The 22,823-nt window shown below is 65.2% G+C and carries 26 protein-coding genes; 12 read left to right on the top strand and 14 right to left on the bottom strand.

What is annotated here, in order from left to right; all coding sequences use genetic code 11:
• Positions 1–2 precede the first annotated feature (2 nt).
• From AV929_RS07395 to AV929_RS07350, 10 genes are read right to left on the bottom strand one after another with little or no spacing between them, the layout of a single operon-like run.
• Positions 3–854: a HEAT repeat domain-containing protein gene (locus AV929_RS07395; protein ID WP_064287885.1), complete on the bottom strand. Its 852-nt coding sequence runs from the start codon at positions 852–854 to the stop codon at positions 3–5.
• Positions 851–1,702, bottom strand: coding sequence for a hypothetical protein (locus AV929_RS07390; RefSeq protein WP_064287884.1), 852 nt, complete (start codon positions 1,700–1,702; stop codon positions 851–853). The genes AV929_RS07395 and AV929_RS07390 overlap by 4 nt, the downstream gene beginning before the upstream one ends.
• The gene (locus AV929_RS07385) at positions 1,699–2,379 is read right to left on the bottom strand and encodes a molecular chaperone TorD family protein (protein WP_064287883.1); all 681 of its coding nucleotides are present in this window, start codon (positions 2,377–2,379) and stop codon (positions 1,699–1,701) included. Before AV929_RS07385 ends, AV929_RS07390 begins: the two co-directional genes overlap by 4 nt.
• Entirely contained in the window at positions 2,379–3,212 is an 834-nt protein-coding gene (locus AV929_RS07380; protein WP_064287882.1) for an ethylbenzene dehydrogenase-related protein, read from the bottom strand. Before AV929_RS07380 ends, AV929_RS07385 begins: the two co-directional genes overlap by 1 nt.
• Positions 3,205–4,281: a 4Fe-4S dicluster domain-containing protein gene (locus AV929_RS07375; RefSeq protein ID WP_064287881.1), complete on the bottom strand. Its 1,077-nt coding sequence runs from the start codon at positions 4,279–4,281 to the stop codon at positions 3,205–3,207. Before AV929_RS07375 ends, AV929_RS07380 begins: the two co-directional genes overlap by 8 nt.
• The gene (locus AV929_RS07370) at positions 4,278–7,136 is read right to left on the bottom strand and encodes a molybdopterin-dependent oxidoreductase (RefSeq protein WP_064287880.1); all 2,859 of its coding nucleotides are present in this window, start codon (positions 7,134–7,136) and stop codon (positions 4,278–4,280) included. The genes AV929_RS07375 and AV929_RS07370 overlap by 4 nt, the downstream gene beginning before the upstream one ends.
• Complete coding sequence (locus AV929_RS07365) at positions 7,129–7,311, bottom strand: hypothetical protein (RefSeq protein ID WP_050007409.1); 183 nt, start codon at positions 7,309–7,311, stop codon at positions 7,129–7,131. The genes AV929_RS07370 and AV929_RS07365 overlap by 8 nt, the downstream gene beginning before the upstream one ends.
• Entirely contained in the window at positions 7,308–8,702 is a 1,395-nt protein-coding gene (locus AV929_RS07360) for a cytochrome bc complex cytochrome b subunit (protein ID WP_050038196.1), read from the bottom strand. Before AV929_RS07360 ends, AV929_RS07365 begins: the two co-directional genes overlap by 4 nt.
• On the bottom strand, positions 8,702–9,358 hold the full coding sequence (locus AV929_RS07355; protein WP_014040596.1) for a ubiquinol-cytochrome c reductase iron-sulfur subunit: 657 nt from the start codon (positions 9,356–9,358) through the stop codon (positions 8,702–8,704). The genes AV929_RS07360 and AV929_RS07355 overlap by 1 nt, the downstream gene beginning before the upstream one ends.
• On the bottom strand, positions 9,355–9,930 hold the full coding sequence (locus AV929_RS07350) for a hypothetical protein (RefSeq protein WP_064287879.1): 576 nt from the start codon (positions 9,928–9,930) through the stop codon (positions 9,355–9,357). Before AV929_RS07350 ends, AV929_RS07355 begins: the two co-directional genes overlap by 4 nt.
• A gap of 180 nt (positions 9,931–10,110) precedes the next feature.
• Between AV929_RS07350 and AV929_RS07345 the strand changes: the two genes are divergently transcribed.
• The 7 genes from AV929_RS07345 to AV929_RS07315 all read left to right on the top strand — a co-directional run bounded on the left by AV929_RS07345 (position 10,111) and on the right by AV929_RS07315 (position 14,819).
• A complete protein-coding gene (locus AV929_RS07345) occupies positions 10,111–10,770 on the top strand; it encodes a helix-turn-helix domain-containing protein (protein ID WP_064287878.1) in 660 nt (219 codons plus the stop codon).
• 85 nt (positions 10,771–10,855) lie between these two features.
• Positions 10,856–11,521 carry an HD domain-containing protein gene (locus tag AV929_RS07340; RefSeq protein WP_014040594.1) on the top strand — a complete coding sequence of 222 codons (666 nt, stop codon included), beginning with the start codon at positions 10,856–10,858 and terminating at the stop codon, positions 11,519–11,521.
• A gap of 148 nt (positions 11,522–11,669) precedes the next feature.
• A complete protein-coding gene (locus AV929_RS07335; protein ID WP_014040593.1) occupies positions 11,670–11,987 on the top strand; it encodes a DUF5783 family protein in 318 nt (105 codons plus the stop codon).
• A gap of 138 nt (positions 11,988–12,125) precedes the next feature.
• The gene (locus tag AV929_RS07330; RefSeq protein WP_064287877.1) at positions 12,126–12,644 is read left to right on the top strand and encodes a TRAM domain-containing protein; all 519 of its coding nucleotides are present in this window, start codon (positions 12,126–12,128) and stop codon (positions 12,642–12,644) included.
• 116 nt (positions 12,645–12,760) lie between these two features.
• Entirely contained in the window at positions 12,761–13,369 is a 609-nt protein-coding gene (locus AV929_RS07325; protein ID WP_064287876.1) for a molybdenum cofactor biosynthesis protein B, read from the top strand.
• Positions 13,370–13,445: 76 nt separating this feature from the next.
• The gene (moaC, locus tag AV929_RS07320; RefSeq protein WP_014040590.1) at positions 13,446–13,919 is read left to right on the top strand and encodes a cyclic pyranopterin monophosphate synthase MoaC; all 474 of its coding nucleotides are present in this window, start codon (positions 13,446–13,448) and stop codon (positions 13,917–13,919) included.
• A 72-nt stretch (positions 13,920–13,991) separates the two neighbouring features.
• The gene (locus tag AV929_RS07315; RefSeq protein WP_014040589.1) at positions 13,992–14,819 is read left to right on the top strand and encodes a molybdopterin synthase; all 828 of its coding nucleotides are present in this window, start codon (positions 13,992–13,994) and stop codon (positions 14,817–14,819) included.
• Positions 14,820–14,850: 31 nt separating this feature from the next.
• Here the strand turns inward: AV929_RS07315 and AV929_RS07310 are convergent, their stop codons facing one another.
• The gene (locus tag AV929_RS07310) at positions 14,851–15,651 is read right to left on the bottom strand and encodes an ABC transporter permease (RefSeq protein WP_014040588.1); all 801 of its coding nucleotides are present in this window, start codon (positions 15,649–15,651) and stop codon (positions 14,851–14,853) included.
• Positions 15,626–16,507, bottom strand: a complete 882-nt coding sequence (locus AV929_RS07305; protein ID WP_064287875.1) for an extracellular solute-binding protein — start codon at positions 16,505–16,507, stop codon at positions 15,626–15,628. The genes AV929_RS07310 and AV929_RS07305 overlap by 26 nt, the downstream gene beginning before the upstream one ends.
• 118 nt (positions 16,508–16,625) lie before the next feature.
• On the opposite strand from AV929_RS07305, the gene thiC reads away from it, so the two are divergent.
• Both thiC and AV929_RS07295 read left to right on the top strand, forming a co-directional pair.
• A complete protein-coding gene (gene thiC, locus AV929_RS07300; protein WP_064287874.1) occupies positions 16,626–18,068 on the top strand; it encodes a phosphomethylpyrimidine synthase ThiC in 1,443 nt (480 codons plus the stop codon).
• 297 nt (positions 18,069–18,365) lie between these two features.
• Positions 18,366–19,190, top strand: coding sequence for a hypothetical protein (locus AV929_RS07295; protein ID WP_014040585.1), 825 nt, complete (start codon positions 18,366–18,368; stop codon positions 19,188–19,190).
• A 19-nt stretch (positions 19,191–19,209) separates the two neighbouring features.
• Here AV929_RS07295 and AV929_RS07290 read toward each other — a convergent pair whose 3' ends face one another.
• Positions 19,210–19,779, bottom strand: a complete 570-nt coding sequence (locus AV929_RS07290; protein ID WP_044951872.1) for an NUDIX hydrolase — start codon at positions 19,777–19,779, stop codon at positions 19,210–19,212.
• 643 nt (positions 19,780–20,422) lie between these two features.
• On the opposite strand from AV929_RS07290, the gene AV929_RS07285 reads away from it, so the two are divergent.
• The 3 genes from AV929_RS07285 to AV929_RS07275 are packed head-to-tail and all read left to right on the top strand — an operon-like array spanning position 20,423 to position 21,751.
• Complete coding sequence (locus AV929_RS07285) at positions 20,423–20,608, top strand: hypothetical protein (protein ID WP_004515500.1); 186 nt, start codon at positions 20,423–20,425, stop codon at positions 20,606–20,608.
• Between the two features lie 7 nt (positions 20,609–20,615).
• A complete protein-coding gene (locus AV929_RS07280) occupies positions 20,616–21,041 on the top strand; it encodes an RNA-binding protein (RefSeq protein WP_064287873.1) in 426 nt (141 codons plus the stop codon).
• On the top strand, positions 21,041–21,751 hold the full coding sequence (locus AV929_RS07275) for an RNase P subunit p30 family protein (protein WP_064287872.1): 711 nt from the start codon (positions 21,041–21,043) through the stop codon (positions 21,749–21,751). Before AV929_RS07280 ends, AV929_RS07275 begins: the two co-directional genes overlap by 1 nt.
• 188 nt (positions 21,752–21,939) lie before the next feature.
• Here AV929_RS07275 and AV929_RS07270 read toward each other — a convergent pair whose 3' ends face one another.
• Positions 21,940–22,503 carry a hypothetical protein gene (locus tag AV929_RS07270; RefSeq protein ID WP_155120736.1) on the bottom strand — a complete coding sequence of 188 codons (564 nt, stop codon included), beginning with the start codon at positions 22,501–22,503 and terminating at the stop codon, positions 21,940–21,942.
• Between the last annotated feature and the right edge of the window lie 320 nt (positions 22,504–22,823).

Genomic DNA, 22,823 nt, shown 5'->3' with positions numbered 1-22,823 from the left:
CGTCAGAGGTCGGGCATCCGATTGAGTCTGTCTTCGCCGGGCAGGAGTCGGGCGTCGTTCTCCAGCGCACCACCGAACTGCCGCCGGAACCGTCCGGGGTCCACGTCGAGCGACCGCTCGGCGGTCTGGCGGACCACGGTGGCCGGGTCGTCGGTGAGTTCCTGCAGTCGCTCGCGGGCGCGGTCCTCGTCGACGCCGCCGAGCATGTGGGCGGCCCACTCGCGGACCCGCTCGCTGTCGTCGCGGCTCTGCTCCAGCAGCAGGTCGGCCATCGCCTCGCCGCGGAGCTTGAACAGCGAGATAGCCGCGTTGCGCCGGATCGCGTGGTGGTCGTCGTCGATTGCGGCCGCGATATCGTCCTCGTGAGCCTCGCGGTCGACGTTGTCGAGCGTGACGACGGCTTCGGCCCGGACCCACGGGTCGGGGTCGTCGAGCAGTTCCACCGCCACCGCTGCGGCCCGCTCGCCGCCGTGGGCCGTCAGCGCCTCGACGGCGAACTGGCGTACGTCGCTGTCGTCGTCGGTCGTTGCGGCGCGGGCCAGTGCCGCCACGATTTCGTCAGTGGACGCGCGGTCTTTGAGTTCGAGGGCGGCGCGCCGGCGGTCGGTCTTCGCGCCGTGTTCGATGTCGGACAGCAGCGACGCCACCGCGTCGTCCTCGACGGGTTCGGTGTCGCTGGCGGCCAACTCTTCGGGTGTCGCCTCGCCGATGGTCACGTCCTCGCGGGATACTTCGATGTCTTCGAGCGCTTCGATGTCGGTGTGCAGGCCCGGACTGCGCTCGGGGTCGAGTTGGGGGTCCGGGTCCTCTTCGAGGTGCTTCTCGAACTCGTCGTCGTCGTGACAGCCCGTCATCGCTGGCCCTCCTGTGCGGTGAGGACGGCGATGCCGAGCGCGAACGGGAGCGCACGCGGGAGCGACGCCGGGACGCCCGCGAACGCGACCAGCGCGACGCCGGCGAGCAGCGGCCATCGCCGCGTTCGGCTAGCCGCGCTGGCCGCCGTCACCGCACCGGCAGCGGCCAGTGCAACGACCGGCAGGCTCGTGCCGACGACGCCGGTTCCTGTGAGCGTGACCGCGCCGGTGACGAACGGGACGGCGCGGCCGACCGCGAGGACGACGGCGAAGGCGGCGACGCCGCCGAGTATCGCGCCCCAGTCCGCCGTCGACAGCGATCGCCAGTCCGTCGCGGCGAACGCCGGCGTCGCCGCGACCCCGAGCAGCGCCGCGGTCGAGGCCGCCGGTCGGAGCCCCGTCCAGCCGCCGACGCCGCTCGCCAGCCCGACGCTCAGCGCCGCGACGAGCAGGGCGGTCGCGGCCGCCGAGACGGGGTCCAGCCGTCGGCCCGAGACCGCCGCGACCGTCGCCGTCCCGAGGACGACGGCGGCGGCCGCCGGGAGCGCCACAGCGCTACTGACGAGCGACAGCAGGCCGAACACGCCGACGAACAGCAGGCCGACGCCGGCGGCCGGGTCGGCGTCGGTGACGGCGACGGTGACCGCCGCGGCGGCGACGACGGCCGTGGACGCGACCGTCAACGGGCCGGGCGCGACCGGGACCCCGTATCCCGGCGCGTTGACGAACAGAACCGCGAGGTAGCGGGCGGCCACCGCGACGGCCGCCGTGCCGACCGCGAGGTCCGCGAGCGAGCGGTCCCCGCCGAGCAGTAGCGGCCGGACTCGCTGCTGGAAGGTGGCTGTCATCGCTTCCCCTCCAGTCGGTCCGCGAGGTCGTTTCGGTCGGCCCGGACGAACGCCTCCAGCAGTTCGCCGAAGCCGCCGTAGATGTCGGTCCCCGGCTCGTCGGCCAGCCGGTCGGCGACGCCGGCCGCGGCGTGGCCGAGGTGGCGGTCGTGGAAGTCAAGCCTGGCACTTGCGGCGTCGTCTCCGATGGCGGCTTCCCGGCGGGCCAGGTAGCCCGCGAACTCCAGTTCGTAGGTCACGGCGTCGTGGTTGTCCCGGGTCTCCTGGTCGATTTCGAGGCCGTAGTGGCTGTAGGCCCGCGAGAGGTCGAGATTCACGTCGTTCCAGGAGTGGTCCGGCCGGTATTTGGACTCGTACAGCGGGACTGGCGGCCCCTCGGTCTCCAGCGAGCCGTCGGTGCGGTCGGTGTACTCGCTGTAGCCGAGTTCGAAGATGTCGTTGTAGCGGGCCGCGAGCGTCTCGTAGTCATCACCGGTGGTGAGCGACGGGACGGTCACGTCGAGGCCTGTCCGGTCGAGACACGCTTGCAAATCCGCTTCCAGCGTCCCGTCGGCCGCCGCGCTGTGGAACGACTCCTCGGGGTACTCGAACGCCTTGGCGAGCGTCGCGTACACCGCGCCGCGGGCAGCGGCAGTCTCATCGAGGTCATCTATCGAGTCGGCTGGCGTGCTCGCCATCACTCGACCCCCCGTGTCCGATAGATGCCGAAGCCGGTGACGCCGACGACAGCGACGATGGCGATACCGGCGACGGTCCACAGCAGTGTCTCGTAGGGCGGGCCCTGCGGGCCGCCGCTGAACGGGTAGTAGTGCCACTCGCTGACCGCTTTCTGGCCGGACCGCTCGCCGTTGGAGCCGTTCCAGACGGCGAAGGCCACGTCGAGGTCGCCGTCGGTCCGCAGGTCGGTCCGGTTCTCGCCGGAGACGTCCAGCGGCCGCGAGTAGACCACCGTCCAGGTGGCGTTGCCGCCGGTGCCGCTGTGACTCGCGTTGGCCGAGACGGTCGGGTTCTCGAAGGCGGTTGTCGAACCGACTCCGCCGGCCAGCAGTTCCTGCGTCCCGGTCGACCCGCTCCAGTACCAGACGTTGACGCGGTTGTCCGGGCCGCCCATCGCTATCGGCGGCCGAGAACTCGTGTTGACCGGGAACTGGACCGCGACCGCGTCGGCGAACGCCCGTGTGCCGCTGGCGTTTGTATCCCGTGTCGCGTCGTGCCACTGCAGACGGACGTACAGGCGCTCGTCAGTCCGGGCCGCCTGCACGTCGACCGTCTCGACGGACGTGTCGTCGGCGTTCGGGACGCTACTCGGGGCGCTCGAAAGCGGCACGTCAGAGGCCGGCACCCCCGTCCACCCGTCGGCGTCCGGCTGTGCGAGGTCGGCCGTCGATACCTCCGAAACCGGGATCTCGTGTGCTGGCCGGGCGCTGGCCATCGGCGCGGCCACCGTCGAAACGACGATGAGCCCCGCCAGCACCGCCGTGAGTGTGAGCGTGTGTCGGTGGTCAGTCATCGTCAAAGACCTCCAATCGGTACTGTTTGGCCGGGTTCTTGTCCTGGAGCAGTTCCATCAGTTCGCTGTCTTCGCCCTGTCGGGCCCGCTGGCGCTCGCGCTCGATGGTGTCGAGGGCTTGGTCGACGCCGTCGCCGAACAGGTCCCGGAGGTACTGCCGGGGAATCCGGTCGATGTCGACCGTCTCCCCGTCCTCCGTGTGCTGCCCGGGGGCAAAGGGCGGGATGTAGTAGACGTTCGGCTGCGTGCGGAACTCCGGATGGAGCGGCAGGGCCACTTCGTACTCATTGACGAGCTTGTGGATCGGACCCTCCTCGTCGTCGAGGAAGCCGACCAGCCGGAGCTGGGGCGGGCACTCCTCGGCACAGGCCGGGGCGAACGTCTCCCCGTCGGGGCCTTCCCCTTCGATGCGGGGGTAACAGAAGATGCACTTCTCGGATTTCTTCGAGACAGTGTTGTAGTACACCTTCTTGTACGGACACCCCTCGACGCAGTAGCGGTAGCCCCGACAGCGGTCCTGGTCGACGAGAACGATGCCGTCTTCCTGGCGCTTGTACAGCGCCGAGCGCGGGCAGGCCTCGACACAGGAGGGGTGGGTGCAGTGGTTGCAGATGCGCGGGAGGTAGAAGTAGTAGCTGTTGGGGTACTCGCCGGCCCCCTGGTCCTCGTCCCAGTTCGGTCCCCACTCCGCGCCGTCGCGGGGCCGCAGCGGCTCGTCGCTGCCCTCGTACATGATCTCCTCGTGGTTGAATTCCCAGGCGCGGCCGTAGTCCTCTTCGTCGGGAATCTCGCCGGGCTGGCGTTCCTTGTGCTCGCCGGATTTCCATCCGCCGCCGGAGTCCTCCCAGCCGCGGGGGTAGCCCTCGCCGGGCTTGGTCTCGACGTTGTTCCAGTACATGTACTCGCTGCCGCCGTCCTCCGTCCAGAGGTTCTTGCAGGCGATGGTACACGTCTGGCAGCCGATGCACTTGTTCAGGTCCATCACCATTGCGACCTGGTGGTCGACGCCGTCAGCGACGTTGACCAGCGTGTCCTCTTCGCCTTGGTCGTCCTGTTGGTCGGTACTCATTCGGTGTCACCTCCGCTCGGTCGGACATCGACACGCACGTCGCTGTTGACCCCGGTCGGCCCCCAGTAGTTCGGGAAGAAGTGCAGGTGTTCCCCGGTGTCTTCCGGGTACTGGACCAACTGCGTCGGCTTCATGTACATCGGGACGAGCGTGTTGAAGTTGTCCCGGTCGGGGTACTGGAACTTCTCCCAGGAGAAGAAGTGCCGGACGGTCCCCGGTTCGCTGGAGGGGTAGATCTTCGCTTGCACCTCTACCGCGCCAAGGTCGTTGTACACCTCCACGGTGTCGCCGTCCTCGATGCCCCGCTCTTCGGCGTCCTCGGGGTTGATGTACACCACCGGCTCCCCCCGCTGGAGCCTGAGCATCTTGGGGTCGTCGCGCCACGTCGAGTGGATGGACCAGCGACCGTGAGGCGTGTTGTACGACAGCGGGTAGTCCCCGCCAGTGTTCTCCGGCCCCTCCTTGTGGGTCGGGAGTTCCTCGCCGAGTTCGAGATACCAGTCGTGGTCGATGTAGTACTGCTGGCGGCCGGTGAAGGTCGGCCAGGGGTTCTTGTCGTGGACGTAGTCCTGCCACGGGACGTAGGCCTCGCCATCCTTGATGTCCGAACTCCAGTGGTCGCCAGCCTCGAGGAACCGCTGTGGCTGCTCGTCGATGTCGTCGAAGGTTATCTGCTCGTCGCTGTCCTCGGGGTTGGTCTCCTCGGAGTGTTCGAGGATGAACTCCGCCGCGGCTTTGTCTTCGACGAGCCCTTCTTCCTCGCCGGTCTCCCAGTCGCGGACGTAGTCGTCGTAGATGGTCGTGAGATCGATGGTCCGGTCGAACTTGCGGTCCTCGATCGGCTCGACACCGCGTTCCTGGGCGCGCTCTTGTATCTTCTCGGCGAGCAGGCGGAATATCTCCCAGTCGGTCTTGGCCTCGCCGAGCGGTTCGACGGCCGGCGTGAACGGGTGCACGTAGGTGTGCATGTCCGTCTCCGAGAGATCGTACTTCTCGTAGTGGCTGGCCGCCGGCAGGACGATGTCGGAGTACATCGCCGTCGAGTCCATCCGGAAGTTGATGTCGACGACGAGATCGAGTTTGGGCCAGAGCTGTTCTTCGAGGGCGACGTTGCCCTTGGCCTGGTTGAAGTAGTTCCCGCGCCAGACGAACATCGTGGACGGGTCCGGTCGGTTCCCGTCGTCCCGTTCCTCGGGGTAGACCGGCATCCATCCCTTGTCGATGGACTCGCGTATCTTCTCTGCGGTGTCCGGATCAGTGTTGTCGAGGATGCCCGCGTGGAAGTAGGTCCACAGCGTCGTCGGCACGCCGCGGACGTTTCCGGTCGGGAACGAGAGCACCTTCCAGCCGTGGAACGACCAGATCTTCTCCTGGCCCACGTAGTGGTCCAGTCCGGTGCCGGGGTCGCCGAGATTGCCCGTCAGCGTCACGAGCAACTGGATGGCGCGGTTGCCCAGGTCGTTGTGGTACCAATCGTTGACGCCCTTGCCGTGGATGATTTTCGCGGCGTCGGCCTCGGCGAACTCGCGGGCGACCCGCTGGTAGGTGTTCGTCCCAACGCCGGTCTCTTCGTGGACAACGTCCGGCGTGTACTGACTGAGTTCGTCAGTGAGGTTCTCCCAGACCGACCGGACCGCGACGCTGCCCTCGTCGGTGTCGACACTACGCTCGACCGAGAGCTGCGGGTCGAAGTCGAGTTCGATACTTAACGAGTAGTCCTTCTGGCCGTCCCGCTCGCCGAGCGAACCGGGTGCACGACGGAGGTTGCCGTCGGCGTCGACCATGACGAACACCTTGTCCGGGTCGTCGGCGTCCTCGGCGAGGCCGACCTCGCTCGCCCGGAGGAACTTGCCGGTGTCCTCCCGGACGAGCAGCGGCATGTCGGTCTGCTCTTTGAGGTGTTCCTCGTCGTGCAGCCCCTCGTCGACGATGGTCTGGGCCATGCCCAGCGCGAGCGCGGTGTCGCTGCCGCCGTGGGGCGAGAGCCACTCGTCGGTGTGGATGGCCGTCTGGGAGTAGTCGGTGAAGATACCGACCCGCTTTGCGCCCTCGTAGCCGGCGTCGAGGAAGTACTTCGCGTCGGGGATGCGCGTGACGTTGATGTTCGACCCCCAGGCGATGATGTAGTCAGAGTTGTGCCAGTCGGCGGATTCGGCGTTGTCCGTCTGGGTGCCCCAGGTGATCGGCTGTCCCGGGGGGAGGTCCGAGTACCAGTCGTAGAAGCTATGCGAGACGCCGCCCAGCAGATTGACGAGGCGGGAGCCGGAGGCGAACGACACCGGGCTCATCGCCGGAATCGGCGTGAACCCGGAGATGGCGTCGTACCGGCCCGCCTGCACCTCGTCGATGACGTGGTCGGCGATTTCGGTCAGCGCCTCGTCCCAGCTAATCCGCTCCCACTGGCCCTCGCCGCGCTCGCCGGTGCGGCGCAAGGGGTGGAGCACGCGCTGGTCGGCGTTGACGTAGTCCGTGTAACAGGCCCCTTTCTGGCACCCGCGCGGGTTCGGGTCGGGGAGGCTTTCGTCGAACGTCGGGTAGTCGCCGGCCTGTTCCTCGCGCCAGACCTGGCCGTCCTTGACGTAGACGTTCCACGAACAGGAGCCGGTGCAGTTGACGCTGTGGGTCGAGCGGGCGACGGAGTCCCAGTCCCACTCGTCGCGGTAGAGGTCCTCCCAGTCCCGATACGGATACGACCCGATGGGGTCGTCGACCGCTTCGAGGCCGTCCATGCCGTCGTCGGCGAAGGACAGCCCCGTCGCGCCAAGCAGCGACGCGGCTCCGAGACCGCGCACGAAGTCGCGGCGACTGATTCCCGCACTGTCCGTTTCGTCGTCAGTCAGGTCGTTTCTACTCATTGGTGATGAACACTGTCGCAGTCGCGCAGGCAGCCCCGACGATAGCCAGCGCGATGCCGGTCGGCGTGCTGCCGCCGACTTCGAGGCCGGCGGCGACCAGTACGAGGCCGACCAGCTTGCTCGTCGTATCCAGCAGGCGATACTGCCGCTCAGTCAGTTTGATGCTCGCAGTCATCCGTTCTCCTCCGATTCGGTGCTAGCCGTTCTCTCGTCTACTGCACCACCGTCAGCGGCTACGTCGCCCTCCTGTGACGGCGTGGGCTCGCCGTCCCGCAACAGCAGGTACGTGATGCCGCCGAAGACGGGTGGGACGACGAGCAGCGCCGCCGTCAGGATGGGGTTGACCACGTTCGTCGTCGTTCCGAGCACCTGGTCCGCGAGGATGTTGTTCATCCCCGCAATCGAGGCAATCATGATGAACGCGACGGCGGCCACGCCAACACCGGTCTGCCAGGCCCGGTCCAGCGGGTCCGCGGTGAAGTGGGTCGGCTCCGTCCGGTCGATGAACGGCCAGAGGGCGACCGCGGCAAACACCAGCCCCGGGAGGACGATGCCGCCGATGAACTCCCCGTTGATGTGGGCCGGGCCGACGTTGAAGCTGATCTGTGGCAGGAGCTTCAGGAAGCCGTACACCCACATCAGGAACCAGTCCGGCATGATGAGTTCCGGCGTGGCCGCGGGGTCGTTCGGGCCGTACTCAGCGACGTTGTGGACCGGGAGCAGGCCCGCAAGTGCCGACAGCGTCGCCGCGGTGACGAAGAACACCACCGCGGAGACGGCGGCCTGGTTCGGGAACGCCGGCAGGCCGATGATGATGTCGTCGTCCTCCTCGTCGACGGACTGACGGCCGCCGGTCACGTCGCCGTCCCGCGGGGCCTCGGTGTGTTTCTGCCTGATGAGGATGGCCATGTGGACGGCTAAGCCCACGGCGATAGCCGCCGGTATCACGAGAACGTGCAGGAAGTACAGCCGCGGGATGGTGGCGCTGCTGGGGAACTCACCCCCGAACACCACTTGGCCGAGGAAATCACCTAACAGGGGTATGGATATCGTGAGGTTGTAACCGATACTCGTCGCTGTGGCGGCGAACTCGTCGAACGGCAGCGCGTAGCCGGTGTAGGCCGCGCCCATCGAGAGCGCTGCCAGGCCGGTGCCGACGATCCAGTTCGGCTCCCGGGGGTTGCGGTACGCGCCGGTGAAAAACACCCGTAACATGTGCAATCCGATGGAGGCGACGAAGAGGTGGGCCGCCCAGTGGTGGAGTCGGCGGATGAACATCCCGAACGGCACATCGTAGGTGATATGTAGCACCGAGACGAACGCCTCGGGCATCTCCTCGCCCTGGAACTTCTGGACGCTGCCGTCGTACTCCACATCGGAGGTCGAGGGCTCGAAAAAGAACCCGAGGAAGACCCCCGACAGGATCAGGAGGAGGAAACAGAACAGCGCCACCTCGCCCAGCAGGAACGAGTCCTCGGCCGGGAACGCCTTGCCGAGGAACGTCTGGCCGTTCTCCAGGTCGAGGCGCGTGTCGAACCAGTCGTAGACGGCTTTGGCGCGGGACATTATCCACCTCCGGGGCCGACTGGCCCCTCAAAGTCCCCGGTGGCGACGAGGAACCCGTCGCTGGTCACCGTAATCGGAAGCTGTGGGAGCGGTCGTCCAGGCGGGCCGCCACTGACCGCCGCCCCTTCCAGGACGTTGAACTTCCCGAAGTGACAGGGGCAGACGACCAGGTCGTCCTCCCGGTCCGACACCATACAGCCGGCGTGGGTACACACTTTCGAGAAGGCAGCGTACCCGCTGACGGTGAACCCTTCTGCGATGTCGCTGCCGTAGTCGGACTCGGCGTAGCGTACCAGTAGCGTCGGGGCATCCTCGATGCCGGGCCGGGGCTCCGGGAAGACCGTTATGTGTTCGCCTTCGGAGAGTCGCTCCTCGGTGATGCGCTCGCCCTCGCTGTCGACGAGGTGGATGCCGTCGGAGTACACCGGTCCCTTGTACCCCCGCTCGAACACCTGCGTGGTGCTGGCAAGCGGTGCGGTGAGGCTGGCGACGGCAGTCAGGCCGCCGACGGTCGCGAGGAACTTCGCGAAGTCCCTGCGACGGAGTTCCGCGCGGGCGTCCCCGTACAGCGTCGGGGACGTACCGGTGGCCCCCTCACACGAGCAGTCATCGCCCTGTTCCTCGTCGTCGTCATCGGGTTTCGGATAGTCTATCATTCGTGCCCCCTGATCTCGGCGACTTCGACGTGTGGCATGAACCAGGCGTAGTACGCGACCGTCGAGAGCGCGAGCGAGAGGAACATCCCGGTCGCGTACAGCCCGAAGTACTGGGTGCGGGCGAGCGTGAGGTACTCGCCGGTGAACAGCGCCGCGAAGACGATAGACAGGACCGTCAGCCCGCTCATGGCGACGAGTCCCTCTATGGCGTCCGAGGCGTCGTGGTACTCGACGACCCAGCGGTGCTCCGTGTTGAGCCACGGTAACGAGACCATCCCGCCGTCGGTGACCGGCTCGGCGTCGTCGGGCGGCCGGACCGCCCTGTTCATGAACTGGTGGGCGGCCGTCAGCACGCCCACGAGACCGAACAGGGCGACCCAGACGACGACACCGACCTGGCTCGGTGACAGCTTGTTCGGCGTCTCTACTGGGCTTTCGAGCGGCCGGATGTCGCTGACGCTCTCGTCGATAGCGATTTCTTCCGACGGTGGCTCGCCGTGTAAAGCGACGTACCACATCGGCAGCAACACCGCTGTTATCAACAGACCGATGAGTATCGTGTTGCGTCTCATAATCTTGTGTTATCTCGGTTCGCCAGCGATTCGAACGGCTGCGCTGTGTCGCTGTGTTCGGGGTTTGTCCCAGAACCCGGATGAACTGCCAGCCCGACATCTTAGGCCCATTATATGGCGGTTTTTTATACGAACATGTTCGCCTGCCCTTTCTTATGGAGGCCGGCCCATCTACCGTGTATGTCGGGCCGAATGCTCGCCGAGGTCGAAGTGTTCGGTCCTCGGTCCTGTCAAGTACAGCCACACGCTGACGAGGAGTGGTCAGTGTCGTCGGTCTCTCGGAGCGCAACGAGTGGCGATGCCGACCGCGTTCTCGAAGAGTTCACGCTCAAGGGCGGTGATGACCACCCGGGAGCGCTACAGAGCGAACTCCCGAATGTGGACCATGTCTTCGCTTACGACCAGCGACACGTCTTCCAGTTGTCCCGGGCGGCCGAACAGGGTTGTGTCTGTGAACGTATCGAAGCGGCCGGCTGTGTCGTCCAGAAGTTCACGGCGGATACCGAATCCATCGTTGTCACGTTTCTCGTCGACGATATGCCGACTCTGCGGGATATCGTTGCCGACCTCCAGTCGGAAGGCGAGACCGTCAAACTACGGCGGCTACTCGAAGACACGTCCACGGAGACGGATCAGCCGGTCGTGCTCGACCGCGCGAAACTGACCAATCGCCAGCGCGAGGTGCTGGGCCAGGCCCACCAGATGGGGTACTTCGAGCATCCGCGCGATGCGACTGCCGGCGACGTGGCCGAAGCGCTTGACATCTCCACCTCGACGTTCACCGAACATCTCGCCGCCGCCCAGCGGAAACTCCTCGACGACCTGCTTGACTCCCGCTGAGTGGGACCGCTCCGCTTCATGTCAGCGATACAGAGGCATTTCACAGCAGTTATTCCAGCCGGCACGCGAGGTGCCACCGCCGCCAATGACACAGGAACTTGGTCCCCTCGCTCGAACACTGTCGGTCCCGTACTACGAAGACGCCCTCCCAGCGCACGACCAGTTTCACGCCAAGCGAGTCCGAGACGTCGCGCTTCGGCTCGCGGGGCACTGCGACGGCTCGGTCGACCGGGATGTCCTTGCCGCGTCGGCGTGGCTCCACGATATCGGTCGGCCCCGGGAGCGGGCCGGTGAAATCGATGACCACGACGAATGGGCCACGGCGGAAGCCGCGCAACTACTCGCGGCCGAAGACGTGAAGCCCGACCGAATCGACCGTGTCAAACACTGTATCCGAGCACACAGTATCCGCGCGAGTTCTCCGGAGCCGAGAACGCTGGAGGCGAAACTCCTCTTCGATGCGGACAAACTGGACGCTGCCGGGGCACGCGGACTCGTCCGACTGGCCTGTATCGTCGGCGAGCGATCTGGGCGGACGGGTAAGAAATACGCTGTCATCGATGACACGTCAGATACTGACCTCGAATCGTCGGATCATCCGGATATCACGCTGCTTCGGGAATGGGCCCGAGAACGTCTAGATATGCTGTACACCCACCCCGGCCGCCGTCTCGGTCGGACTCGTCGGGAATTCATGGACGAGTTTTTCACTCGATTCGACGGTGAAATCGGGGGTACGCGGGAGTGGTAAGCGGCGTCCGGTCGTGGCCGATAGACCCTCGACCGGCGGAGCCCGAATCCGACCGCATTGATGTCGACTGACGCTGCAGCGGTTTCGGCTGGGAACTCCATCTCTGAGGCACGGAACCCTTTACCCTCGCCCCGGCGACACTGCATCTATGACCGAGTTCGACGCCGAGAAGTTCGACGAGAAGTACGTCCACTACTTCGAGGAGCTCGAAACGGCGTATTCGAACGCGTACCAGGAGCTACACGGGCAGTACGATTCCGAGGTCCTTCGCGGGATCGACCGGCAGATTCTCAGCGAGAGCGAGCCGGTGTACGAGGGGGACGGGACGTTCAGCATCCGGCTGCCCGACGACACTGCGGCGCGTGCACAGTCTCTCCCGGGCGACGAAGCGACGTTCGACACAGTGCTGTCGGCGTTCACCGACGCCATCGAGCGCGAGCTCTGTCGGCTGTTCGAGTTCGAGTAACCCCGAGTTCTGCCCGACGGATCGCTCGATAGCGGGCGTGCACAGCCTGTCTGTCACCCCTTCCAGCAGTGCTCGGCCCGACGGATCGAAAACACCAGAATCAATGCAGTTCCGGTGCTAGCTGAACCAATTATACTAATGGCGACCGATTCAGATCTTCACTGTCTCTTTACGGCTTCCGTCGAGGAGCAGAACGACTCGTACGTGGTCGAGATTCCGAAACAAGAAGTCGAACTGGGAACGCTGGCCCCCGGGACGCTGTACCGGATTGCACTGTTCCAGTCGGCGGCTTCGGCACCCACCCCCCAGTCACAGTCTCATTCCAGTCCCGAGCCTCGGTCTAATTCTCAATCGGAGCCCGAGCCTCAGTCCAATTCTCAATCCAAGTCTGAGACCCAGTCCGATTCCCGGTCCGACGGGCGGAGCAGGGAACCGGAGTTCGCACCGTCGTCCCCGCCAGTTGCCGAGGGTGAAACGCGCGTGGTCGAGATCGAAAACATCGGCGACAAAGGCGACGGGGTCGCGCGTATCGACGGCGGGTACGTCGTCATCGTCTCTGACGCAGATGTCGGGGAGCGTCTCCGCGTCGAGATGGATCAGGTCCGCGAGAACGTGGCCTTCGCGGAGGTCGTCGAACGCCTGCCGTACTACGAGTAAGCCGCTGACCTCTCGGCCCCAGACCTGGCTTGGCGCGGTGCCGGGGCCGCCGTCCGACCGCCGGTCACCGGCCAAACAGCCGAGGGTATATTTCTCCGCCGACTGTCGTTTCGGGTATGGGACACGACCATGACGAGGCAGCCAGCGACAGCGAGGCGGGCCACGAACACGGAGAGCACGGCCATGACAGTGACCACGACCACAGTCATGGAGAGCACGACTACGACGCCCACGACGACCATCACGCCCACGACGCCGAAGGGGTTGAAATAGGGGTCCTCACGGTCTCGACCTCGCGAACGCTGGACGACGACCCTGCCGGCAACATCATCGCCGCGGCCTGCGAGGACGCGGGCCACGAAATCGCCGAGCGCCGCCTCGTCGCGGACGAGATGGACGCTATCGAGGACGCCGTCGCCGATCTGCTAGATGACGGCGTCGACGTGGTTCTGACGACCGGCGGGACCGGCCTCACGCCCGACGACGTGACCGTCGACACCATCGAACCGTTGTTCGACCGGCCGGTTCCCGGTTTCGGCGAACTGTTCCGCTGGCTCTCATACGAGGAAGTCGGGGCGATGGCGATGGCCTCGCGGGCGACCGCCGGCGTCGTCGACGACCGGCTGGTGTTTTGCCTGCCCGGGAGCGAGAACGCTGCCCGAACGGGCGCGGAGAAACTCGTCGCGCCAGCCGTGGGTCACCTGCTCGGCCTCGTCCGTCGATAACGCGGCCCCGCACGGTTCCGCCGGTACGCGGACCCGCACCCGCACGGTTTTGGGCCGGCGTCGGCTACAGGGAGGCATGCCCGAGGAGTTCACGCACGTCGACGAGGACGGGGACGCACAGATGGTGGATGTGGGAGACAAGGCCGAGAGCCAGCGCCGCGCGGTCGCACGCGGACAGATTCGGCTCACCGAGTCCACGCTGGCGGCTATCGACGCCGACGAGGTGGAGAAAGGCGACGTGCTGACGACGGCCCGCATCGGTGCGATTCAGGCGGTCAAGCACACCTGGGAGACGGTGCCGATGTGCCACCAGATTCCCATCACGAACGTCGAAGTCGAGTTCACCGTCGGCGACGCGGCCGTCGAAATCACCGTTGCCGTCGAGACGGTCGGCAAGACCGGCTGCGAGATGGAGGCGCTGGAGGGCGTGACGACCGGCCTCAACGTCGTGTGGGACATGGTGAAGGCAAACGAGAAAGACGAGGACGGCGAGTACCCCGCGACGGCCATCGAAGACATCCGCGTGGTCGAGAAGACCGTCGACCGGTGAGCACGGCTACTGGCGACGGATTCGGGGCTGCCATGAAAAAGGTCTATCTACGTCGCCCCGTTACCGGTGTGCATGCAAGTCCTCGGTATCGTCGGCCACTCCGAGTCGGGGAAGACCACGCTGGTCGAGCGGCTGACCCAGCGGCTCTCCGGGTCCGGACGCGTCGCGACGGTCAAACACTGCACGCACGCCCCGGACGTCGACACGGACGGAAAAGACACGGCTCGCCACCGCGACGCCGGCGCGGCCGAGACGGTCGCGCTCACCGACGACGGCGAGTGGTACGCGACGGGCGAATCCCGAACGCTCGATGAGACGCTGGACGCGCTCGCGCCCGATTACGACTACGCACTTGTCGAGGGATATTCGGACGCGAGCATCCCGAAGGTCGTTCTGGACGACCGCGAGGTCGCCGACCCCGTCGTGCATCGCGCACCCCACGGCGCGGACGCCGATCTCGACGACATCGTCGCGGCGATGGAGGAACGGGACCCCTACATCACGCTGGAGACGCTCGTAGCGGACGTAAAGCGGGATCCGGACGAAGTCTACTCCGGCGCAATTGCGACCTTCACCGGGCGCGTCCGCGCACAGGAGGGACCGGAGGACCAGCCGACGGAACTGCTTGAGTTCGAGCGCTACGACGAGGTCGCCACAGAGAAGATGGCCGCGCTCCGGCGGGACCTCGAAGCGCGGGACGGCGTCTACGCGGTTCGCCTGCACCACAAGACCGGGGTAGTCGACGCTGGCGAGGACATCGTCTTCGTCGTCATCCTGGCCGGCCACCGGGGCGAGGCGTTCCGTGCTGTCGAAGACGGCATCAACCGTCTCAAGGAGGAGGTGCCGCTGTTCAAGAAAGAGGTCACCGTCGACGAGGAGTTCTGGGCGCACGAGCGGTAAGTCAGCGGCGCTGTTTTCACGATACCGACTGCTACCGCCACGGTGTCGCCCGCAGCGCATGGACTATCAGCAGCGTCCCGAGCGCGACGCTCAGCAGGACCACTGCCACGGGTAGCGCCGCGTCCAGTCCGTCCGAGATGAACGAGGCCCAGATCTGGACCGGCAGCGTCCGCGGGTAGTACGCCAGCATCATCGTCGCGCCGAACTCGCCCATTGCGCGGGCGAAGGTCAGTACGAGGCCGGCGAGCAGGCCGGGCTTTGCGAGCGGCACCGTCACCGAGCGCATCGTCCCGACCCAGTCACGGCCCAGCGACCGTGACGCTTCTTCGAGGTGGTCGTCGATGCCGTCGAAGGCGGCCTTGGCGGTGACGACGAAGAACGGCGACGCGACGAACGTCTGGGCGGCGACGACGCCCAGCAGCGACCGGGTCAGCGCCAGGTCGGTAAGGCCGCCGAGTCCATTCGGGCCGACGACGGTCAACAGCAACATCCCGCTGACGATCGGTGGGAGGACGAGCGGCAGGACGACGACCCCCATCGCGGCGGTCGCCAGCATGCCAGTGTTCTTCGAGAGCCAGTAGGCCAACGGCAGGCCGAACACGACGGCGATGGTGGTACTGCCGAGCGCGGCGACGAGCGACGTGATTGCGGCGTTGATGACGTACGTCTCGGTCAGACTCGTCAGTAGCGCTGTCGGGGAGTACGTGAGCACGAGCACCATCACCGGGACGACGAAATACAGGAGCAGCACCGCTCCCAGGACGGGCACGAGTTCGCGCACGCCGACCGCGTGGCCGGCTCTGGTCTCACCGCGTGACAGTACTCGGGACATCTCCCACTAGTCGAGGATACGCCTGACGGACGGTAAATCCGTGTGGTGCGAGCCAGTCGCCGGACAGGACTGTATCGAAGGCTGTACGCGTCGCTTCTTGCTCGTCACGGCGGACGGCTCCGTACTCGATTGGGTTGCCGGCGACTGCCGTGCCGTTTGGCAGTTCGTAGCTGGTGGTCCGATACCGCTCCGCGTGTGCGGGGTCGCCGAGGTGTATCTCCGGGGGGAACTCCCGAAACGGGTAGTCCCGCTCCATTGCCATGCTCCGGTAGACGAACGCGGCGTTGACGGCTCCCGTCTCGAACTGTGCGAGCAGTTGCGTTTCCGGATAGGTCTGGTCCGGCGAGAGAACCGCCTCAGCTAGGCCGGGTTCGTCGTAGTAGTTGGCTGCGAGGGCCAGCACGAACAGGGTCCGGTAGCCAAGCGGGTCGAGCGTCGGGTCGGTGCGGCCCAGTGAGACACTGTCCCCCCGGAGCGGGGCGTACCACGGGTTCGCCTCCGCGACGCGCGTCCCGCCGCCCGTCTGAGGGTTGTACGCCAACACCATCTCGTTGCTGGCGACCACAGCGTGCCAGGCGGTGTCCATGACCCGGTCGAACAGGGTCGGATCCGCCAGCGCGACGATAGCCGGGTCGCGCTTCCCGTCGGCGACCAGACGCGCGGCCTGAACAGAGCCGCGGGCTTCGACAGCGACCTCCACGTCTGTTTGGGTTTGTAGCGTCTCACTGGCCGCCTTTTGTAAACTCCCCGCGACCAGCACGTCCACCCGCTCCCGACCGAACGACCCACAGCCTGCCGTCGCGGCGATACCACTCCCCAGCGCCGTGAGTACTGCGCGGCGGGTCCGGCGGGCCATTGTTCGTCTATTTCCTGTTCGCGTACATCGGTGTTGGGGTCGGTCCCAGTATTGACAGGGTCTCTTTACCGCGACCGATCACCGCAGCTTTATAACCAAGTAGTATAACCTAGTGATTATGACGCAGCTAGCAGCGGCCCGGAACGGAACCGTCACCGAGGCGATGGCGCGAGTCGCAGAGCGCGAAGGTGTCGAACCGGAGTTCGTCCGGCAGCAAGTCGCCGACGGACAGGCGGTGATTCCCGCAAACGTCGGTCACGACTCACTGGACCCGATGATTATCGGCCGGGAGTTTGCGACGAAGGTCAACGCAAACATCGGCAACAGCGAGGAGACGAGCGACATCGAGGGCGAACTGGAGAAGCTCCACACCGCTGTCCACTATGGCGCGGACACGGTGATGGACCTCTCGACAGGGAATAACCTTGACGAGATACGGTCGGCCAACGTCCGACATTCGCCGGTCCCCATCGGAACAGTTCCCATCTACGAGGCGGTCAAGCGCGCCAGCGACCCGAGCGAGATTACCCACGAACTGCTGCTCGACGTCATCGAGAAGCAGGCGAAGCAGGGCGTCGACTACATGACCATCCACGCCGGCGTCCGGATGGAACACCTGCCGCTGACCGACGGCCGGAAGACGGGCATCGTCTCCCGGGGTGGCTCTATCCTCGCCCAGTGGATCGAGGAGAACGGCATGGAGAACCCGCTGTACACGAAATTCGAGGCCATCTGCGAGATATTCCGCGAGCACGACGTGACCTTCAGCCTCGGCGATGGCCTCCGGCCGGGCTGTCTCGCCGACGCCGGCGACGACGCGCAGTTCGCCGAACTGGACACGCTCGGGGAACTCACGCGGACCGCCTGGGAGCACGACGTGCAGGTGATGGTCGAAGGGCCGGGCCACGTCCCGATGGATCAGGTCGCCGAGCAAGTCGAACGTCAGCAGGAGGTCTGTGACGGCGCGCCCTTCTACGTCCTCGGCCCGCTCGTGACCGACGTTGCGCCGGGATACGACCACATCACGAGCGCCATCGGCGCGACGGAGGCGGGCCGTGCTGGTGCGGCGATGCTCTGCTACGTCACGCCCAAAGAGCATCTCGGCCTCCCGGAGCAGTCCGACGTGCGGGACGGGCTTGCGGCCTATCGCATCGCCGCCCACGCCGCCGACGTGGCAAACGGGCGCGAGGGGGCGCGAGACTGGGACGACGCGCTCTCTGAAGCCCGGTACGCCTTCGACTGGCGCGAACAGTTCGACCTGGCGTTAGACCCCGACCGCGCCCGCGAGTACCACGACCAGACGCTCCCCGGTGACAACTACAAAGAGGCGCGCTTTTGCTCGATGTGCGGCGTTGAGTTCTGTTCGATGCGGATCGACCAGGACGCGCGAGAAGACGGCGACATGGAATCGATCGAGGCCGACGCTGACGACCGGACTCCCCTCGAAGACTCGTCAGCGGCAGCGGTAAACCGACCGCCGGTCGGTACCCACGACGGGGCCGATATCCCCGGCTCTGACGCCGATATGCCCGCTGATACAGAGGGGAGTGCTGACGATTAGCACGGCGGTAGTTCTTTATAATCGGTGTTCGTTTATTGAAACGATGTCAAAGAAAGTCATCGCCCTCGTCGCGGTCATGGCACTTGCCCTCGCGTACTACGTCAAGCGGTAAGGCTGCGCGAATCGACTGTATCGCCCTCTGAATCTACTGTCGGCCGCCCTGCCTACTGGTCCTCAACGGCGTCGTATGGGGTGGGGTATCCCGATGGCCGGCAGTATTCTCTCGGTCTCTGCGCTGTCAGCGACAGCGCCGTCGCTTTCCGAACTCTTACCCGGCGAACCGCCGTACCAGCGTGTATGTACGGCGTCGTCACCCGTAACGAGGAGGAGACGGAGTGGTCCGAGTTCGACCGGGCGTTCTACGAGGTCAAGGACGTGACCGGCCGCGCTGTCGAACCGATTGCCGGCGCGGTGAACATGGTGTCTTGTTTCGGCGACAACGCAGTCGAGAGCGAGGAGGACCTGCTCGCGTTCGACGACGAGGGGACACCGGCGACCCGGAACCAGCCGTACTTCGACTGGACGTACGTCTGCCCGACCCACGACCGCTACCGCGAGGGCCTGCTCGACATCATCGAGGAGGCCGCCGCCGTCAACGAGGACGTCCGCCTCGATGACGTGGGCTTTCCACGGGACGAGTACTGCCACTGTGATCGCTGTGAGCAACGCTTTGCCGACAGCGAGTTCGAGGACTGGTCGGCCTGGCGCAGTAACGTCATCACGGAGTTCGTCGCCGAGGCTCGCGAGCGCGTGCCCGGCGAGATGTACCTCACGCTGTATCCCGACCCTTATCCCGGCCACCTCGAAGCCCGCTCCGGCGTCGCCGTCGACGACATCGCCGAGTTCGTCGACGAGTTCGTCGTCCCCATCTACGACATGGCGTACTCGACGACCTACTGGCTGGAGATTCTCGCAAAGGGCTGGCAGGACCGTCTCTCGACCCCGTTCAGCATCGAACTGTACGCCGTCGACGTGGACGTCGACGACCTCTCGAAGGCCGTCGAAGTGGCCGAAGAGTACGCCGAAACCGTGCTGTTCGGCTACGACGCCAGCAACGCTCGCGCGACCATCCGGCGGATGAACGCCGACGCTCGCGAAGGCCAGTCGTTCGGCCCGGAGTAACCCGTGCAGTTTCAGCGGATTACGCCCCGCCGCCGAACCGCCGCCCGCGCCACTGCAGAATCTCTTCGCGGTCGCGCGTATCGGCCGGCAGTTCGTCGAACCACCGGGCTTCACTGATTTCATGATCTGGGTCATTGACTGCGATGTCGGTCGTCTCCGCTCGCGCCTCGTACACCGGCAGCACGCCCCAGGCCATGTTCCCGTCACAGTAGAACTCGACCCGTCCGAGCAGCCCCAGTCCCTCGATGGCCGCTTCGATGCCGCTTTCCTCGCCTAACTCCCGCAGTGCGGCCTCCTGCAGGGATTCACCGGCATCGAGTTCGCCGCCGGGCAGTACCCACATGTCGACGCCCTCGTGGCGGACGAGCAGGAGTTCACCGGTGGGCCGGTAGGCGAGCGTGTGCGCCCCGTACGGTGCGCCGTGGTCCCGAGCGACAGCGGCCACGTCCCGGAACCGATTCCGCGGGACGTTACGGTGGCGCGTGAACTCGATGTAGCCGCTGTACTGCTCCCGGAGCTGGTGATACGTCTGCTCGGCGGTCTGACACGCCCCGTCGGAGAGGTACCACAGGTCGTCGACGCTCGTCATCTGTGTCCTATCTGTGTCTGACACCTCGACGAAACAACCGTCTTGACGGGGGAGAGCGGTGGACTGATCATGTCGATGGTTAGTCGAGAGAGTCCCATAACAGTTGTTGTGACGTATCGGCTGCCGTGGCGTATCTCAGGGGGGTTTCGAAACCGAATCCGTTGTGCCACTGACACTGGTGGAGAGCTTGCAAACGCGGATACATGTCTGGTCCGGCTCATTCGAAGCGAAACACGGGAAGAGGCCCGAACAAGGATAGCCACGCTCCCGTGTAGCAGGAACTCATTGGCTGTTTCGACGACCTGACGGATTGTTCTACCCACTCGATCTGTACGCCTTTGCGTTCCGTGGTTGATGGAACGCATGTGACTGTAGAATGATCTGACACTTAATTCTATCTATCTAAGAAAATATTTAGACAAGTCTAATCATGGCCATGCCTTTCGCAACGGAAGCGACAGGGAACACCAAGATCGGTCAGCCCTGATCAGCGTACCCCTGGCTTTGGGCTGATCGAGGTTTGTCGCGGTCCTGATTGTCAGATCTGGGCCGTGTCACAGGGACATTTTCCCACCACGTCCGCGACTGGGCCGAGCAAACCTGAATCAGTCCCTTTTTGACGAGCCACCGAGTACCGCCCAGTATGGCATTCGAAGAGGACGACAGCGTTATTCTCCACGACGAGCACAGCGACTACGACGGCGAGGAAGGCACCATCACGCAGGTCGTCGAGACGATGTTCGGCGACGCCAACTACACGGTCTCCTTCGAGGACGGACAGGAGCAGGGCGTCCCCGAAGACAACCTCGAAGCCGCCGAGGACGAGTAGGGCTTCAATGTCGTCGGTTCCGTTCCACTACGTCGACCTCCGGACATTCTGTTATGCGACAGAGGACGACAAGCGTGTCGAGGGAGCGCTCCGAACGTTCCTGCCTGAGGACTACCCTATCGAGCGCGCACAAAGCGAGGGGCACTACGGCGACCGGATCGTCGTCCTCTCGGCTCGCGTCGAGAACGCCGACGACATCCGGCACGTACTCACGCAGGTCGCGTCAGCGCCGGATATCGCGGCAGTGCGTGCGGAACTGGACGACCGGGTCGACGACAACTGTTCGTTCTTTCTCACCTTCGACAAACAGGCTGCGTTCGGTGGCGATGTCGAACGCGGCGACGGTATCACGCTCCGGGCGAAAGTCGAGGCCTACCCCGCAAAGCGGGAGAAGGCCGTCGCTAACGCCCGCGAACTCCTAGAGGAGTTGTGATGTACGAGGCCGTCTACGCCCATCCCGACGGCGACAGCACCGTCGCCCGGCACGCGCTGACGGCCGCTGACTCGGGCTACGACGGCATCGTCGTCAGGAACCACGGCGACGCGCAGGCGGACTACGACGCCGACGCTATCAGCGATGCGTACGACATCGACGTCGCCGCCGGCGTCGAGGTCCGGGCGGACGACCCCTCGCGAGCGAGCGGTTTCGTCGGGAACTACCGGAGCGACCGGACGGTCGTCGTCGTCCACGGCGGCGACCGCCGCATCAACCGGTTCGCGGTCGAGCAACCGACCGTCGACGTGCTCGCCCACCCGATGCGCGAGGACGGCGATTTCAACCACGTTTTGGCGAACGCGGCGGCCGACAACGGCGTCCGCGTCGAGTTCGACTTCGGCCCGGTGCTCCGGGCCTCCGGCGGCACTCGCGTCCGGGCTATCAAGGAACTCCGGAAGCTCAGGGAACTGGTCGAGGACGCCGGCGCACCGTTCGTCGTCTCGGCATCGCCGAGTAACCATCTCCAGATTCGCGCACCGCGGGATCTCATCGCGGTCGGGGAGACCATCGGCTTCGACGCTGATACCCTCCGAAAGGGCCTGGCAGAGTGGGAGCGGGTCGCGGAGCGCAACCGCGAGCGCCAGAGCGACGCCGTCATCGAACCGGGCGTCCGACTGGAAGACGACGACCAGGGCGACGAAACGTAGCGGGTGCTGTTCTGACGTATAACAACCCTGCTACCTTCGTTCTGTAGCGACCCGGACAGCTGCCAGACACATTGAGCCGACAAACCACTCCGATAGCCCCACCCCGGAACTGACGGGGGGACGTATCACCAAAAGCGTTTCCCGGAGTGTGTTTTTCGAGCGACATCGATCCCGCAGTAGCTGCGTGCCTATTGGGTGGACGCCGCGCTCCTGAATGCCGACACCTCGCCGGAGACGGCGATCCGCTGTTGCTCGTCGATGTCCAGCTGGAGCATCAGCGTCGCCGACCGAACTGGCTCGGGCGTTTCGACGATGTCTTGATGTCGATACGTCCCCGCAGGGAGACACGCCTCGGCCTCGGCAGCCGTGTAAATATCGTACTCCCCGGTGACTTCGCCGTTTGGCGTCAGCTCCCGGTATTGTATCGAACTCTGGATCCCTTCTCTCCCGTCCGCTTGGTACCGCCAGCACCCTGCTGATGTCTGTACGGGGTCGGCCCGCAGTACGCCCCGACTCTTCGGATCAAACACGAGGGTGTCGGTCCGGGTCACGCCCTCACTTGGACCTGTATCGGTGAACAGCAGCGTCGGGCCGTACCCGAGACGGACAGTTTCGCTCCCGACGTTTGTCAGCGTCGCTGCCACTCGCGCGGGGGCCGCGGCTGCTGATTGGCGCAGAACCTCTCCCGTGAGTTCCAATGCTGGCTGAGCCGCAGTTTTCGGTGACTGCGTTGTGGGTGTCGCTGTATCCATTGACGAGCATCCTGTGACGAGGCCACCGAGTGCAACACCAGCTAGCTGAAGCACTGACCGTCTGGATAAATTCACAATCAGTTATGATTTCTGGTCATTAAGTGTTTTGTGTATTGGTCAAAAGTCGAACACAAGCGGTTCTGTGTGTGAGAGTTACTACCGGTTATAGTAGCCATTGAAAATCAATGCACACCTGATCGCACGACGGCAGTGCGATCAGTGTGAACATCGTTTCAATTGTTACTATAGGTACCCCCCATAGGTACAAAGAACACTAGTGCGTGACTGATATGCCGTACCCTTCTCCGAAGACAGTAGCA

The organism is Haloarcula sp. K1 (genome assembly GCF_001647155.1).
In the GTDB taxonomy this organism is placed as follows: Archaea; Halobacteriota; Halobacteria; order Halobacteriales; family Haloarculaceae; genus Haloarcula; species Haloarcula hispanica.
The sequence above is the reverse complement of the archived record's forward strand: the minus strand, read 5'-3'. Positions and strand labels throughout refer to the sequence as shown.